The 16208-nt window shown below is 60.7% G+C and carries 11 protein-coding genes and 3 tRNA genes; 13 read left to right on the top strand and 1 reads right to left on the bottom strand.

Annotation, left to right across the window (positions count from 1 at the left end; genetic code table 11):
- From clpX to AC1D1P_RS06000, 6 genes are all read left to right on the top strand, one after another.
- On the top strand, nucleotides 1-789 hold a 789-nt coding region (gene clpX / locus AC1D1P_RS06025), incomplete at its 5' end, for an ATP-dependent Clp protease ATP-binding subunit ClpX (RefSeq protein WP_477672386.1).
- A 116-nt stretch (nucleotides 790-905) separates the two neighbouring features.
- Nucleotides 906-3335 (top strand): endopeptidase La, encoded by a 2430-nt coding sequence (gene lon, locus AC1D1P_RS06020; RefSeq protein WP_477665737.1) that lies wholly within the window; start codon nucleotides 906-908, stop codon nucleotides 3333-3335.
- Nucleotides 3336-3409: 74 nt separating this feature from the next.
- A tRNA-Gly gene (locus AC1D1P_RS06015) sits at nucleotides 3410-3485 on the top strand.
- A gap of 99 nt (nucleotides 3486-3584) precedes the next feature.
- Nucleotides 3585-3658, top strand: a tRNA-Cys gene (locus tag AC1D1P_RS06010).
- An 82-nt stretch (nucleotides 3659-3740) separates the two neighbouring features.
- Nucleotides 3741-3833, top strand: a tRNA-Leu gene (locus tag AC1D1P_RS06005).
- A 63-nt stretch (nucleotides 3834-3896) separates the two neighbouring features.
- Complete coding sequence (locus tag AC1D1P_RS06000) at nucleotides 3897-4532, top strand: DUF6806 family protein (RefSeq protein WP_477669030.1); 636 nt, start codon at nucleotides 3897-3899, stop codon at nucleotides 4530-4532.
- Here AC1D1P_RS06000 and AC1D1P_RS05995 read toward each other — a convergent pair.
- The gene (locus AC1D1P_RS05995) at nucleotides 4529-5200 is read right to left on the bottom strand and encodes a TetR family transcriptional regulator (RefSeq protein ID WP_477669031.1); all 672 of its coding nucleotides are present in this window, start codon (nucleotides 5198-5200) and stop codon (nucleotides 4529-4531) included. The two genes, AC1D1P_RS06000 and AC1D1P_RS05995, sit on opposite strands and share 4 nt — an antisense overlap.
- Before the next feature lie 174 nt (nucleotides 5201-5374).
- Between AC1D1P_RS05995 and AC1D1P_RS05990 the strand changes: the two genes are divergently transcribed.
- From AC1D1P_RS05990 to AC1D1P_RS05960, 7 genes are all read left to right on the top strand, one after another.
- Entirely contained in the window at nucleotides 5375-6535 is a 1161-nt protein-coding gene (locus AC1D1P_RS05990) for an efflux RND transporter periplasmic adaptor subunit (RefSeq protein ID WP_477672385.1), read from the top strand.
- A 12-nt stretch (nucleotides 6536-6547) separates the two neighbouring features.
- Complete coding sequence (locus tag AC1D1P_RS05985) at nucleotides 6548-9727, top strand: efflux RND transporter permease subunit (protein ID WP_477672384.1); 3180 nt, start codon at nucleotides 6548-6550, stop codon at nucleotides 9725-9727.
- Nucleotides 9720-11219, top strand: coding sequence for an efflux transporter outer membrane subunit (locus AC1D1P_RS05980; RefSeq protein WP_477672383.1), 1500 nt, complete (start codon nucleotides 9720-9722; stop codon nucleotides 11217-11219). Before AC1D1P_RS05985 ends, AC1D1P_RS05980 begins: the two co-directional genes overlap by 8 nt.
- Before the next feature lie 600 nt (nucleotides 11220-11819).
- Nucleotides 11820-13433: a peptide ABC transporter substrate-binding protein gene (locus AC1D1P_RS05975; protein ID WP_477669034.1), complete on the top strand. Its 1614-nt coding sequence runs from the start codon at nucleotides 11820-11822 to the stop codon at nucleotides 13431-13433.
- A gap of 164 nt (nucleotides 13434-13597) precedes the next feature.
- Nucleotides 13598-14518, top strand: a complete 921-nt coding sequence (gene oppB / locus AC1D1P_RS05970; RefSeq protein WP_477672382.1) for an oligopeptide ABC transporter permease OppB — start codon at nucleotides 13598-13600, stop codon at nucleotides 14516-14518.
- A 12-nt stretch (nucleotides 14519-14530) separates the two neighbouring features.
- Nucleotides 14531-15454 carry an ABC transporter permease subunit gene (locus AC1D1P_RS05965; protein ID WP_477672381.1) on the top strand — a complete coding sequence of 308 codons (924 nt, stop codon included), beginning with the start codon at nucleotides 14531-14533 and terminating at the stop codon, nucleotides 15452-15454.
- Between the two features lie 8 nt (nucleotides 15455-15462).
- The coding region (locus AC1D1P_RS05960) for an ABC transporter ATP-binding protein (RefSeq protein ID WP_477672380.1) at nucleotides 15463-16208 on the top strand (746 nt) is incomplete at its 3' end.

Here is a 16208-nt window from a genome sequence, read left to right as displayed (position 1 = left end):
GATGTCGAAAACATCATTCAGAAGCTGCTGCAGAGCTGCAATTACGAAGTTGAACGTGCCCAGCAGGGGATTGTCTACATTGACGAAATTGACAAGATTTCGCGCAAGTCCGACAACCCTTCCATCACGCGTGACGTGTCCGGCGAGGGTGTGCAGCAGGCGCTGCTCAAACTGATCGAAGGAACGATGGCGTCGGTGCCGCCACAGGGCGGCCGCAAGCACCCCAACCAGGACTTCCTGCAGGTGGACACCACGAATATCCTGTTTATCTGCGGCGGTGCATTCTCGGGCCTGGAAAAGGTCATCGAGAACCGGACCGAAGCTTCCGGGATCGGTTTTGGCGCGGCCGTCAAGAGCAAGAAGGCCCGCAGCCTGACCGAAGCCTTCAAGGATGTCGAGCCTGAAGACCTGATCAAGTTCGGGCTGATTCCTGAGCTGGTCGGCCGGATGCCGGTCGTGGCGACGCTGGCCGAGCTCACAGAAGACGCCTTGGTGCAGATCCTTACAGAACCCAAAAATGCCGTGGTCAAGCAATTCAGCAAGTTGCTGGCCATGGAAGGGGTTGATCTGGAAATCCGGCCCTCCGCACTCAAAGCGATTGCCCGCAGGGCGCTGGCCCGTAAAACCGGTGCGCGCGGCTTGCGTTCCATCCTGGAGCAGTCGCTGATCGACACCATGTTCGACCTGCCGAATGCCAGCAATGTGGATAAAGTGGTGGTGGACGAGTCCACAATCGAAGAAAACAAAGCCCCCTTGCTTGTGTACCGTGAAGCGGCCAAGAAAGCCTGAACATCCCAAAAGGCTGGCCGGAATGCTTGAAAAGCGCCTCCTGCGCCCCATGTCTGGGTTGATTGTGTTTCGCCGGGCCATGCAACTGGCCGTCACGGCTAACGTTTAAGGTTTATATGTCCGGACAAACTTCATTGCCTTCCACCCCCATTGACCTTCCCCTCCTGCCTTTGCGGGATGTGGTGGTCTTTCCGCACATGGTGATCCCCCTGTTCGTGGGCCGCCCCAAGAGCATCAAGGCGCTGGAGTCGGCGATGGAGGCCGAGCGCCGCATCATGCTGGTGGCGCAGAAGGCTGCGGCCAAGGATGAGCCTTCGGTGGAAGATATGTTCCAGGTGGGCTGCGTTGCCACGATCCTGCAACTGCTCAAATTGCCTGACGGTACTGTCAAGGTTTTGGTGGAAGGACAGCAGCGCGCCAGTGTGAACAAGATCGAAGAGGGCGAGCAGCATTTCACGGCCAATGTCACACCTGTAGAGCCCGTGGTTGTGATCGCCGGTGACAAGACCAGTGAGATAGAAGCATTGCGCCGTGCCGTGATGCAGCAGTTTGACCATTACGTCAAATTGAACAAGAAGATTCCGCCCGAGATACTGACCTCGATTTCCAGCATCGACGATGCGGGACGCCTGGCCGACACGATTGCCGCGCACCTGCCGCTCAAGCTGGATGCGAAGCAGGTGATCCTGGATCTTGACAATGTCAAGGCCCGGCTGGAGAACCTGTACGAACAGCTTGAGCGTGAGGTCGACATCCTCAACGTCGACAAAAAAATCCGCGGGCGTGTGAAGCGCCAGATGGAAAAGAACCAGCGCGATTTTTACCTCAACGAGCAGGTCAAGGCCATCCAGAAGGAACTGGGCGAAGGCGAAGAGGGGGCGGACATCGAAGAGATCGAGAAAAAGATCAAGACCGCCAAGATGCCGCAGGAAGCCCGTAAAAAGGCCGAGAGCGAGCTCAAGAAGCTCAAACTCATGTCGCCGATGTCCGCGGAGGCGACCGTGGTGCGCACCTATATCGATGTGCTGACCGGCCTGCCGTGGAGCAAAAAGACCAAGATCAAACACGACCTGGGCAACGCCGAGAACGTTCTCAACGAAGACCACTATGGTCTTGAAAAAGTCAAAGACCGCATTGTTGAGTATCTTGCGGTGCAGCAGCGCGTGGACAAGCTCAAGGCTCCTATCCTGTGCCTGGTTGGGCCTCCCGGGGTCGGCAAAACCTCCCTGGGCCAGTCGATCGCCAAGGCCACGGGCCGCAAGTATGTGCGTATGGCTTTGGGCGGCATGCGCGATGAAGCTGAAATCCGCGGCCATCGCCGTACCTATATTGGCGCTTTGCCGGGCAAGGTCCTGCAGAGCCTGACCAAGGCCGGCACGCGCAATCCGCTGTTCCTGCTGGATGAGATCGACAAGCTGGGCACCGACTTCCGTGGCGACCCGTCCAGCGCGCTGCTGGAGGTGCTCGACCCTGAGCAGAATCACACCTTCGGTGACCACTATGTCGAGGTGGACTTCGACCTGAGCGACGTGATGTTCGTGGCCACCTCGAACTCGATGAACATTCCGCCAGCCTTGCTGGACCGCATGGAGGTGATTCGCCTTTCCGGTTACACCGAAGACGAAAAGACCAGCATCGCAATGCGCTATCTGTTGCCCAAGCAGGTCAAGAACAACGGCGTGAAGGAAGAAGAGCTTGAAGTGCAGGAGCAGGCGGTGCGTGACATCGTGCGTTACTACACACGTGAAGCCGGCGTGCGCTCGCTTGAGCGCGAACTCTCCAAGATCTGCCGCAAGGTGGTCAAGGGTATCCAGCTCAAGAAGATGACACCCAAGGTCGTCGTGACACCCGATAACCTCAACGATTTTCTGGGCGTGCGCAAGTTCAACTATGGTCGTGCCGAACAACAAAACCAGGTCGGCCAGGTGGTGGGGCTGGCGTGGACGGAAGTCGGCGGCGACTTGCTGACGATTGAGGCTGCCATGATGCCCGGCAAGGGCGTGATCACACGTACGGGATCGCTGGGCGATGTCATGAAGGAATCCGTTGAGGCCGCACGCACGGTGGTGCGCAGCCGTTCCAAGGTTCTCGGCATCAAGGACGAGATGTTTGAAAAGCGCGATATCCATATCCACGTACCGGACGGGGCAACACCGAAGGACGGCCCAAGCGCGGGTGCCGCGATGACCACCGCTTTTGTTTCAGCGATGACGGGTATCCCTGTGCGCGGTGATGTGGCCATGACGGGYGAGATCACSYTGCGCGGCGAGGTCACGGCCATCGGCGGGCTSAAGGAAAARCTGCTCGCYGCCTTGAGGGGYGGCATCAAGACCGTGCTGATCCCCGAGGAAAATGCCAAGGACCTGCAGGAGATTCCAGACAACGTCAAGAGCGGCCTGGAGATCGTGCCGGTGAAATGGATCGACCAGGTGTTGCAGGTTGCGCTCGAGCGCCAGCCTGTTCCGCTGACCGACGAGGAAGCCGCTGTTGTTGCGCCGGCTGCTGTGGTTCCGCCTGCGGAAGCAGCCGGTACGGTGAAGCATTAATGAGGCCTTTCGCAAAGTTTTTTGCGGCTTTTGGAAAAGCYCAAAAAACTACGCTATAATTTGAGGCTGTAATCGCGGGAGTAGCTCAGTTGGTAGAGCGCAACCTTGCCAAGGTTGAGGTCGAGAGTTCGAGACTCTTCTCCCGCTCCAATTCAAAGGGCAGCACTTTAAAAATGCTGTCCTTTTTCATTGGGGGTTTCGTTGGATTATTGGGTAAAGCCGTAGGGCTTTATCAGGCAGACAGAATACGGCGCGGTAACAAAGCGGTTATGTACCGGATTGCAAATCCGAGTAGGTCGGTTCGACTCCGGCCCGCGCCTCCATCACAGCTCCCTGCAACCAGCCCCAGTTATGGGGCTTTTTTGTTTGACAATACGCTGCCGGACGTTTGAATACGGCGTTTGAGCCTGAGTGGTGAAATAGGTAGACACAGCGGACTTAAAATCCGCCGCTTCGTGAATAACGGGCGTACCGGTTCGATTCCGGTCTCAGGCACCACGATTGGGCGGCTCACCCACGCGCCGGGCGCGCTTTTGAAAACTGGGTAAGATAAATTCCATCATGTCCCGCTACAACACACCTTTTGAGATCCACGTCCACGGCGAAGTGCCATTGCGCGCGGACGTTAATTTTGAACAGCTGCAGGAGGCCCTCAAGCCGCTGTGGAAGTACACCGGCTCCAAGTCCCTGGCGGCCGGTGCTGCCAGCGCTTATGAGGAAGAGCCGGGCATCCGGTTCGACGCGCAAAAACATTTGCTGCAAATGTGCTGGACAGTCCCTGGTGACGAAGATTTTCGCCAGGCGCTTGACGAAATGTGCATGGGCCTGAACGACCTCGCGGAAGCGGGCGCTCCCATCGAAGTGACCTTCTATGACTCCGACTTTGACGAAGATGAAGGTGCCGACGATGAGGAGGCCCGTGATGATTTCGCGATGTATTTTGTGGGCCCCACGCCGGCAGCCATCATGCAGGTGCAGCGCGATCTCCTGGTCCAGGACATGATCGGCCTGATGGAGCGCCACTTTGACGGATCAGAGCTCGGTGAGGTCGTTGCGGCTGTCGACAAGCTGTTCGAGCAGCGCTTTGATGCACTGGTGAACTCGATGCAACTCGGTAAACCGCCGCGCGGCCTGGGCGGACCGCCGGGCGGTTCGGGCCATGGCGGCGGTGGCCGCAAGCCCCGGCATTTGCACTAAGCCGGCTTGGGCGAGCCTGAAGCTGCAGGTGAGCCAGGAAAGCCGAGTCCCCTCAGGTAAACATCAATCGCATGCTGGCCGACCTCCAACAGGTCAAAAGCCCCCGGATCCAGCAGCCAGTTCTGTATCAGGCCATCGATCAGCGCATGTAGCCCCTGCGCCGCCGCTGAAGCCGGCGCAGGTAACTGGAGGCGCATCTGTGCAGTTGCCGCCTCCATGCTTTGCTGGATGCCGGATAAAAAACCACCGCGCACTGCCAGGTGACGCAGGCGAACCGCCTGGAGTTCTTCCACATATTCGACCTTCTGGGTCGCCACTTCAAACACGCGCCGCGTTTGCGCGTCAGTCACAATTTGTCGCAGCGCGTTGGCAGTGGAACGTCGTATCCTGTCCATCGGATTGAGGAGGTCCTCGCCCGGATGTTGCTGCGGGTCAATTTCCTGGTTGAACGCGTTTTCCATGGGCAGGGTGACCCGTTCCATCATGGCGTTGAACAGGTCTGCCTTGTCCTTGAAATGCCAGTAGACAGCACCGCGTGTAGCGCCTGCGCGGCGTGCAATGTCCTGCAGGCTTGTGCGTGAGACACCTTGCGCCTGAAACAGGTGTTCCGCAGCATCCAGCAGCTTGTGCCGGGTCGCCATGGCTTCTTCTTTTGTCCGACGGGCCAATCCATGTCTCCTGCAAGTCAATTTAACGGGTTGTCGTATACATTCACAAATGTATGTAAACTATATCACTCGTAAAAACCCTTATTCTTTTTGTTTTCGGCAAAACGATGACTTGCATCAAATGCCGCTCACATATTCCGTTTTCCGCTTTTTTCCCAAATTTTGAGGATCAGCATGCCCAAGTCTCGCATTGTCCATTCGCCTTTATTCTCCCCGTTTGCGCCATACCAGCCTCTCGTCCTGATTGCTGCACTCACATTGTTCCTGGCCGGATGCGGCAAGGGTGCGGTCAGGGCCCGTGCGGCCGGTATCCTGCAAAAACGGCTGTTCCGTGAAGGCAGCGACGTGAAAGAAGGGCAGGCGCTGTTCACGATTGATCCCGCACCGTATGCCGCCGCCGCCGCCAGCGCGAAAGCGGGCCAGGCGCGCGCCGAGGCCAACCTGGCGCAGGCCGCCGCATTGGCCGAGCGTTACAAGCCGCTGGTAGAAGCTAACGCCATCAGCAAGCAGGAATATGCCAACGCTGTCGCGGCGCAAAAGCAGGCGGAGGCCGACGTTGCCGTGGGCAAGGCGAATGTGCAGACAGCCAGCATCAATCTGGGCTACGCGGCAGTGACAGCCCCGATCTCGGGCCGCATTGGCCGCGCATTGGTCACCGAAGGCGCCCTGGTTGGTCAGGGCGAGGCCACCCAGCTGGCTGTGGTCCAGCAAATCAACCCCATGTATGTGAACTTCACGCAATCCGCTCCTGAAATCATGAAGCTGCGTGCCGCCATGGAAAGTGGCCAGTTCAAACGTGCCACCGGTGCCGAAGCGGCCAGCGTGCGCATCGTGCTCGAAGATGGCACTGAATACGCCCGCCCCGGCCGCCTGCTGTTTTCCGACCTGACGGTCGACTCCACGACGGGGCAGGTGACCCTGAGGGCAGAGGTGCCCAATCCCGGTGGCCAGCTGCTTCCCGGCCTTTATGTGCGCGTACGCCTGGAGCAGGCGCAGGCCAGCAATGCCATCACCTTGCCCCAGCAAGCTGTCACGCGCACCGCGCAGGGCGACACTGTCATGGTGGTGGGTGACGATGGAAAAGTCAGCCCGCGCCCCATCAAGATTGGCTCCGCCAAGGGCAACCAGTGGGTGGTGCTCGACGGTCTGAAGACCGGCGAAAAAGTCATGGTGGATGGATTCCAGAAACTGCAGCCAGGTGCACCCGTGAAGCCCGTGCCATGGCAACCGGCCGGTGCGAAGCCGGCCGATGCGGCTTCCGCCCCCGTATCCGCCGCCTCCGGTGCGCAAGCTGCTGCGCCTGCGGCCTCCGCTGCTTCTGCAGCAGCGAAGTAAGGAGCCAACTACATGGCCAAGTTTTTTATTGATCGGCCGATCTTTGCCTGGGTGATCGCACTGTTCATCCTGGTGGTCGGCGGCGTGGCTATCACGCAGCTGCCGATTGCCCAGTACCCGCCCGTCGCGCCGCCTTCGATTGTCGTCAACACCGCCTATCCCGGCGCCTCTGCCCAGACGCTCGAAGACAGCGTGTTGTCGGTGATCGAGCGCGAAATGAACGGTTCACCCGGCCTGATCTACATGGAGTCGGTGGCGCAGGCCGACGGCTCCGGCAGCATCACGCTGAGCTTCGAGCCCGGCACCAACCCCGATCTCGCGCAGGTGGATGTGCAGAACCGCCTGTCGCGCGCCTCGCCGCGGCTGCCCGCCGCCGTCACGCAGCAAGGCGTTCGCGTCGACAAATCACGCTCCAACTTCCTGCTGTTCATCATGCTGTCGTCCGACAATCCCGCGCACGACCCCGTCGCGCTCGGTGATTACGCTTCGCGCAACATCGTGCCCGAGATCCAGCGTGTCAAAGGAATCGGCCAAGCCCAGCTCTTCGGCAGTGAGCGCGCCATGCGCATCTGGCTGGACCCGGCCAAGCTCACGGGTTTCAGCCTGTCGGCAAATGACGTTAACAACGCCATCCGCGCGCAAAATGCCCAGGTGTCGGCCGGCAGCATCGGCGACCGTCCCAATGTAGCGGGACAAGGCATTGCTGCCACCGTGGTAGTCACCGGCCAGCTTGCCAATGTCGAGCAGTTCGGCAACATTGTCCTTCGCGCCAACACCGACGGTTCGTCGGTGCGCCTTAAAGACGTGGCCCGCATTGAACTGGGTGGCCAAACGTATGCCACGTCGGCTCGCCTGAACGGCAAGACGGCGATCGGTATCGGTGTTCAGCTGGCACCCAGCGGCAACGCGCTTGCCGCTGCCAAGGCCGTTCGAACCAAGATGACCGAACTCGAGCGCTATTTTCCGCAAGGCATGAAGTGGAGCATCCCCTACGACAGCTCGCGCTTCGTCAAGATTTCGATTTCCCAGGTCGCGGAAACGCTGTTTGAGGCGGTGGCCCTGGTGTTCCTCGTGATGTTCCTGYTCCTGCAGAACTGGCGCTACACCATCATCCCGACCATCGTGGTGCCGATTGCATTGCTGGGCACTTTCGCCACCTTGCTGGCGCTCGGTTTCTCGATCAACGTGCTCACCATGTTCGGCATGGTGCTGGTGATCGGTATCGTCGTCGATGATGCGATCGTGGTCGTCGAAAACGTCGAACGCATCATGACCGAAGAGGGCCTGCCGCCGCTGGAGGCCACCCGCAAGGCGATGGGCCAGATTTCGGGCGCCATCATTGGCGTCACCGTGGTGCTGATTTCCGTGTTTGTGCCTTTGGCATTTTTCGCGGGCTCGACCGGCAACATCTACCGCCAGTTCTCCGCCGTGATGGTTTCGTCCATCGGCTTTTCCGCCTTCCTGGCCCTGTCCCTCACGCCGGCACTTTGCGCCACGCTGCTCAAGCCGGTTGAGGCTGGGCACCATCACGAGAAAAAGGGTTTTTTCGGCTGGTTCAACCGGGGGTTCTCGCGCACCGCAAAAAGCTATGAAAGCATGGTCGCGCGTATTCTCAAACGCGCCGCACGTTACCTGGTGATCTATGTGGCCATCATTGCCGCTGTGGCGGTGGTATACCTGCGTTTGCCCACATCCTTCCTGCCCAATGAAGACCAGGGCAACCTGCTGGTGAACGTGCAGTTGCCGCCGGGCGCAACTTACGAGCGCACGCTTTCGGTGATGGAGAAAGTCGAGGGTTTCATGCTCAAGCAGCCGGAAGTCGAAAGCATGGTCGGCGTGCTTGGCTTCAGCTTTTCCGGCCAGGGCCAGAATGCCGCGCTGGCGTTCGTGACGCTCAAGGACTGGAACGAGCGCGACGGCGAAGCGCATTCGGCCTCAGCGATAGCAGGACGGGCTTTCGGCGCCCTCATGGGTGTGCGTGATGCCTTCATCTTTCCGCTCAGCCCCCCACCCATTCCCGAACTGGGAACGGCCTCGGGCTTCAGCTTCCGCCTGCAGGACCGCGGAGGTGCGGGCCATGATGCGCTTATCAACGCACGCAACCAGCTTTTGGGCATGGTTGCCAAGAGTCCGGTGCTCACACAGGTACGGCCCGACGGCCTGGAAGATGCGCCGCAGCTGCAGCTGGACATAGACCGTGACAAAGCCAATGCGCTGGGCGTGCCGTTTGACGCGATCAACGCGGTCCTGTCGACCTCGCTGGGATCCAGCTATGTGAACGACTTCCCCAACCAGGGGCGCCTGCAGCGTGTGGTGGTACAGGCCGACGCGCCTTCGCGCATGCAGCCCGACGACCTGCTCCGGCTCAACGCCATCAACAGCCGCGGCCTGCCGGTTCCGTTGTCGTCGTTTGCCAGCACGCGGTGGATCAAGGGTGCGATGCAAACAGTGCGTTACAACGGCTACCCGGCCGTGCGTATCAGCGGCAGCGCCGCGCCAGGCTACAGCTCGGGCGCAGCAATGGCCGAGATGGAAAAACTCGCAGCGCAACTGCCGCAGGGCTTCGGTTTCGAATGGACGGGCCAGTCGCGTGAGGAAAAACTTGCGGGCTCGCAAGCCATGTTGCTCTATGGTTTCGCCATCCTCGCGGTGTTCCTGTGCCTTGCGGCCCTGTACGAAAGCTGGAGCATTCCGCTCGCGGTGATCCTGGTGGTGCCGTTAGGCGTGATCGGTGTGTTGCTGGCAACGCTGCTGCGTAGTTATTCGAATGACGTGTACTTCCAGGTGGGGCTGATCACCATCATCGGCCTGTCGGCGAAGAACGCGATTCTGATCATCGAGTTTGCCAAGGACTTGCAGGCGCAGGGCAAAGGTGTCATCGAGTCGGCGCTGGCTGCCGCGCACCTGCGGTTCCGACCCATCGTCATGACGTCGCTGGCCTTCGGTCTGGGCGTGCTGCCGCTGGTACTGGCTTCGGGCGCCGGCTCCGCAAGCCAGCGTGCCATCGGTACCGGCGTGATCGGCGGCATGATCACCGGCACGATCCTGGCGGTGATTTTCGTTCCGGTGTTCTTTGTGGTCGTGCGCGGCCTCTTCAAGGGCAGCGAGCGGCAAAACAGGATGTATTCGGAGCATGCCAAGGCGGCAGGCATCACCGGAGAAGAAGGAAGTGAAGGTAAAGCCCATGAGTAAATCCAGCATGAAACCCAGGTTCCCGCAGCTTTTGGCGGTTGGTGCTGCGGCACTCCTGGCCGGCTGCTCGATGATTCCGAAGTACGAGCGCCCGGCAGCCCCCATCGCAGACCAGTGGCCGGCTGTTTCCGGTTTCACCACCGGTTCCGCGCAAGCGCAGTCTGCTGCTACCGCACCGGCCGTCGCGGCAGCCGACATCGAGTGGCAGGCTTTTTTCAGCGACCCTAAATTGCGGCAGCTGATTGAGGCCGCGCTGCGCAACAACCGCGACCTGCGCATCGCCGTGCTCAATATTGAGCAAGCCAGGGCCCAGTACCGGATCCAGCGTGCCGACCAGTTTCCCACGATCAATGCCGGCATCACCGGTTCGCGCCAGCCCAATGCCAACGGTAACGGCAGCATCACCAGCACTTATACCRGCGGTTTGCTGATGCCATCCTACGAGCTCGACTTTTTCGGCCGGGTCTCCAGTCTGAAAGAGGCGGCGTTGGCGCAGTACCTGGCAACGGAAGAAGGTCGCAAGACGGCACAGATCAGCCTGATTGCATCGGTGGCCAACACCTACCTCAGCCTGCTGGCCGACGAAGAACTGCTGGCCATCACGCAGCAAACACTGGCTACACGGGAAGAGTCCTTCAAGCTCAGCAAGCTGCGCTTTGACAACGGCGTCGCTTCCGAGCTGGACTTCCGCCAGGCCGAGTCATTGACCGAAGCGGCCCGCGCATCGCTGGCCCAACTGGTGCGCCAGCGTGCGCTGGATCAGAACGCACTGACCCTGCTGATCGGCCAGCCATTGAGCGGTGACCTGGCGGTGGCCTTGCCTGCCGGCAAAGGTCTGGCAGACGCCCCCATGATGGTGGACGTGCCCGCGGGGCTGCCGTCTGACTTGCTGGAACGCCGCCCAGACATCCGCCAGGCCGAGCAACAGCTGCTGTCTGCCAACGCCGACATCGGCGCGGCCCGTGCGGCTTTTTTCCCGCGTATCTCACTCACGGCTTCTGCCGGCAGCGCCAGCTCGCACCTGTCGGGCCTGTTCAAGAGCGGATCCTACGGCTGGACGCTGGCGCCGCAACTGATCCTTCCGCTTTTTGATGCGGRCCGTAACCGTGCCGGGCTGGATTCGGCCAATGCCGGGCGTGACATTGCCATCGCCCAGTACGAAAAGTCCATCCAGACGGCTTTCCGTGAAGTGGCCGATGCGCTGGCGGGCCGCGACACCTTGGGCGAGCAGCTGCGTGCCCAGCAGGCGCAGGCCAATGCCGAGGCGACGCGTTTCAAACTGGCTGATCTGCGCTACCAGAACGGTGTGGCCAGCTATCTGGACCAGCTCGATGCACAGCGCTCGCTGTTCGCCGCACGCCAGGCGGTGGTGCAAACCCGGCTGGCACAGCTGCAAAGCCAGGTCACGCTGTACAAGACCTTGGGTGGCGGCTGGAAAGAGCCGCCTGAGGAAGCCTTGAGCCTGAAGGCGTCCACCCAGCTCAGCCGCTGAGCGGGTGCGCGGCGCCTGAGGGCGTCTGCGGGACCAGACGCCCGCGCTACAAGATTGATAGCTGCTTGCGCCCATGGTTATTGGGCTGGTAGCTATTTTTATTTAAATTCTCACAAGAGCAGGGCGGCCGGTTTTCTTCCGGTACCCAAAATTCAGGTGATTTGTGCCTGCAAGTCAATCATCGTGGGCGCAAGCAGCTATCAAAACAATAGCAATCCTGCTGACACTCGCCATGGCGTCAGAAGGCGCCGCCGCTTCGCCGCCGGAATTGCGTGAAGGCTTGAACCAGGCACTGACTCCAGCCGTGCCGTGATGCACGGCTTGAATCGCGGTACCTGTCCATGCCCCGTGGCTGTCGCCTCGCTCGTTCAGTTGTGAGCAAGTGTTCCCTATGTATCCCCTTGACTTCCGCGCCACCCATGGCTTCGTGAAGGCACGGTAATTGCTGAAGGGTTACTCCCTACGGGGCTGCGCCTGGCGCGGCGGTATATTCGCGCCGACTGACAGGCAAACGGGGGCTCCTCTCACGAGAGGGGCCCCGTTCCATCAACCATGGCGGGCCACAAGCCCGCCAATTTTCTATTCGGGAGTGCAACAGGCATGAACTCAAACTGGACGATGAAGGCGCTGACAAGCGCCGTGCTGCTGGCCTTGGCTGGCCTGGCGGTGGCGGCCACGGTGCCCGCGGGCGTGAAGCTGCACGAGACGCAGGAACTGGTCCGCAACAATGGCTCCGAGCCTGAAACCCTGGATGCGGCACTGGCGACGGGTGTTCCGGCCAACAACGTGATCCGCGACATGTTTGAAGGCCTGGCTGCCGCCGACCAAAACGGCAAGATCGTCCCCGCCGTGGCAGAGAGCTGGAAGCAGATGGACCCCCTGACCTGGGTCTTCAAGCTGCGCAAGAACGCCAAATGGTCCAACGGCGACCCGGTGACGGCCGAAGACTTCATCTACAGCATGCGCCGCTTCGTCGATCCGGCGACCGCCTCCAAATACGCTTCCACCTACGGCGTCTTCCTGCTCAATGCCAAAGAGATCATTGAAGGCAAGAAGCCCGTCACCGAGTTGGGTGTCAAGGCCGTGGACCCTTACACCCTGGAAATCAGGACACCTTTCCCGGTCGGTTTCCTGCCCGAGGTCGTTTCCAATCCCCAGCTCGCTCCCCTGCATAAAGCCACCATCGAGAAATTCGGCAAGGACTGGACCCGGCCCGCCAACATGGTGAACAACGGCGCCTTCTCGCTGAAAGACTGGCAGGTCAACAGCAAGATCATCCTGGTCAAGAACCCGGCGTACTGGGACGCGAAGAATGTCCAGCTCACCAAACTCACCTACCTCTCGGTCGAAGACGGCAATGCCGATGTGAAGCTTTATGAGTCGGGCGAGAACGACTGGGTTTACCAGCTCCCGCCAGGCACCTTCGACAAGTACAAGGCGCAATATCCCAAGGAAATCCGCAACACCGACATGCTGGGCCTGCGCTATTACTCGCTCAACAATGCGGACCCGGCACTCAAGGACATCCGTGTGCGCAAGGCGCTGTCGATGGCGCTGGACCGCGACATCCTCGCGCAGCGCGTGACGGCCGACGGCCAGACCCCGGCATACGGCGTGATCGTCAAAGGCACTTCGGGTGCCGACGTCACCTCTTACGACTGGGCCAAGTGGCCCGCCGACAAGCGCATCGCCGAAGCCAAGAAGCTGCTGAAGGAAGCGAATCTTCCGGCCGGCACCAAGCTCAAGTTCTCCTACAACACCAGCGATTACCACAAGAAAATGGCCATCTTTGCGGCCTCCGAGTGGAAGACCAAGCTGGGCCTGGACGTCGAACTCGAAGCGATGGAGTTCAAGGTGCTGATCAAGAAGCGCACCGACAAGGACTACCAGATCGCCCGCAACGGCTGGATCGCCGACTACAACGACGCCACCACCTGGTTGACGCTGGTGCAGTGCGATTCTGACCAGAACTACCACAACAGCTGCAACCGCAAGGCCTCTGCGCTGATCGATGAAGGCAACCAGTCGATGGACCCGGCCAAGCGCAAGACGCTGCTGACGCAAGCCGCCAGGATGATCATGGAAGACTATCCCATCATCCCTTTGCTGCAATACACCGTGCCGCGCCTGGTCAAGCCTTATGTGGGCGGTTATTCGACCACCAACGCGCTGGACCGCTACCGCGGCAAGGACCTGTACATCATCAAGCATTGATGTCCGGATGGCGGGCGCCGCCGTGCGCCTGCCTGTCCTTGATCTGCTTTTCACCGCCTTTCAACGTTTTTCTGATGCCTCGCAGGCCTTTCAGGGCTAAGCTGTACCTGGCCGACGCGTTCAGGCGCTCACACTGACATAGACCTAGCCCGGAGATATTCCCCATGTGGTCCTACACCTTCAGACGCATCCTGGCGACGATTCCCACCTTGCTGGCCGTTGTCACCGTCTGCTATATCCTCCTGCACGGCACGCCGGGCGGGCCGTTTGACGACGAGCGCAAGGTGTCCGCCGCGGTGCTGGCCAATCTGCAGGCCAAGTACCACCTTGATTTGCCGCTGTGGCAGCAGTACCTGTATTACCTCAACAGCCTGCTGCACGGCGATCTGGGCGCCTCGTTCCGTTATGCCGACTGGTCGGTCAACGAGTTGGTGGCCAATGCGCTGCCGGTGTCCGCGGCGATAGGCGGGGGCGCCATCGTCATCTCCTTCTTTCTCGGTGTGTTCCTTGGCACGGTGGCCGCCGTGCGCCAGAACAGCGCGGTCGACTACCTCGTGATGCTGCTCGGCAATGCCGGGCATGTGTTCCCCTCGTTCGTGATCGGCCCGGTGTTGATCCTGGTGTTCGCCGTCTGGCTGAAGGTGGCACCGGCGGGGGGCTGGAACGACTTCGCGCCGCGCTTCATGATCCTGCCCATGCTGCTGCTGATCTTCATCAACGTGGCCACCATCGCGCGCGTCATGCGCGGCAGCCTGATTGAGGTGCTGCACAGCAATTTCATCCGCACCGCGCGCGCCAAGGGCCTGCCCATGCGCACCGTCATCCTGCGCCACGCCCTCAAGCCCGCGCTGCTGCCGGTGGTGTCTGTCATGGGCCCCCTGGCGATTTCATCCATCACCTCCGCCATCGTGACCGAGTCGGTGTTCTCGCTGCCGGGCATCGGCAAGCTGATCGTCAATGGCGCCGCCAACCGCGACTACACCCTGGTCCTGGGCCTCGTCGTGCTGGTGACCGTGATCGCCGTCACATTGAATTTGCTGGTGGACCTGGCCTACGCCTTGCTCGACCCGAAGATCCGGTACTGAGCAGAGGCCTGCATGCTGCTCGAAAAAAAAACCAGACAAGACCAACTCGCCACGGCTGTCGGCCAGACGCTGGCCGACGCCGAGATCCACGGCCGCAGCCCCTGGGCGGATGCGCGCGTGCGCTTCATGCGCAACAAGGCCGCGGTGTTCAGCCTGTACCTGCTGGCATTTATCACGCTGTGCTGCATCGTCGGACCCTGGCTGCTGCCCAATGCTTTTGACGCCGCCGACTGGGACGCGATGAGCCTGCCGCCCATGCTCAAGGGCTGGCATTTTTTCGGCACCGACGAGTCGGGCCGCGACCTGTTGGTGCGCAGTCTGATTGGCGGCCGCGTGTCGCTCTTGGTGGGATTCCTGGCGACCATGTCAGCCGTCACGCTGGGCATTGTCTGGGGCGCGACGGCGGGCTTTATAGGCGGCAGGGTAGATGCCTTCATGATGCGCGTCGTTGACATGATGTACGCGGTGCCTTACTTGCTGATCGCCATCCTGATGGTGACCATATTGGGGCGGGCTTTTTACCTGGTGGTGATCACCATCACGGTATTTTCGTGGATGAACATGGCACGCGTGGTGCGCGGCCAGACGCTGTCGCTGCGCTCCAAGGAGTTCATTGAAGCGGCCCGCGCGTTGGGCGTGCCTACACGGCGCATCATCTTCCAGCACATTGTTCCCAATCTTCTGGGCATCGTCGCGATCTACACCACGGTCACCGTGCCGGCCGTGATCCTGGTCGAGTCCGTGCTGTCATTCCTGGGGCTGGGCATCCAGGAGCCAATGACAAKTTGGGGCGTGCTGATCCACGACGGTGCGTCCGTCATGGAAGTCTCGCCCTGGATGCTGCTGTTTCCGGCGGGCATGCTCTCGTTGACCCTGTACTGCTTCAACTACATCGGGGACGGCCTGCGTGATGCGCTCGACCCCAAAGACCGCTGAGCCGCACCATGAGCCTGATTGAAGTCAACAACCTCGGGGTCCAGTTCCAGACCCAGGACGGGCTTGTCTACGCCGTCAACGGCATCAATTTTTCGCTGGAGCGCGGCCAGACTTTGGGCATCGTCGGCGAAAGCGGTTCCGGAAAAAGCCAGAGCGTGCTGGCCATGATGGGCCTGCTCGCCGGCAACGGCAAAGCCACCGGCCAGGCCCTCTACAAAGGCCAGGACCTGCTGGCCATGAAGCCGGCCGAGCTCAACAGGATTCGCGGCAACCGCGTGGCCATGATCTTTCAGGACCCGATGACGTCGCTGAACCCTTACCTGACGGTGGAGCGGCAGATGACCGAGGTGCTGCAGTTCCACAAGGGCTTTGACCGGAAGTCCGCCCGCGCAAGGTCGGTCCAGCTGCTGGACGCCGTCAAGATCCCGGAAGCTGCGCGGCGTATCACCATGTACCCGCACGAGTTTTCGGGCGGCATGCGCCAGCGTGTGATGATCGCCATGGCCTTGCTCTGCGAGCCCGAAGTGCTGATCGCCGACGAGCCCACCACGGCGCTGGACGTGACGGTGCAGGCGCAAATCATCGCCTTGCTGCGCGATCTTCAGCGCGACTTCGGAACGGCGATCATCATGATCACGCACGACCTGGGCGTGGTGGCGGGCCTGTGCGATGAAGTGATGGTGCTGTACGGCGGGCGCGTGATGGAGCAGGGCAGTGCCGACAGCATTTTTTATGGAGCCTCCCATCCCTATAC

Source organism: Polaromonas sp. P1_E1_2 (genome assembly GCF_056406035.1).
The sequence above is the reverse complement of the archived record's forward strand: the minus strand, read 5'-3'. Positions and strand labels throughout refer to the sequence as shown.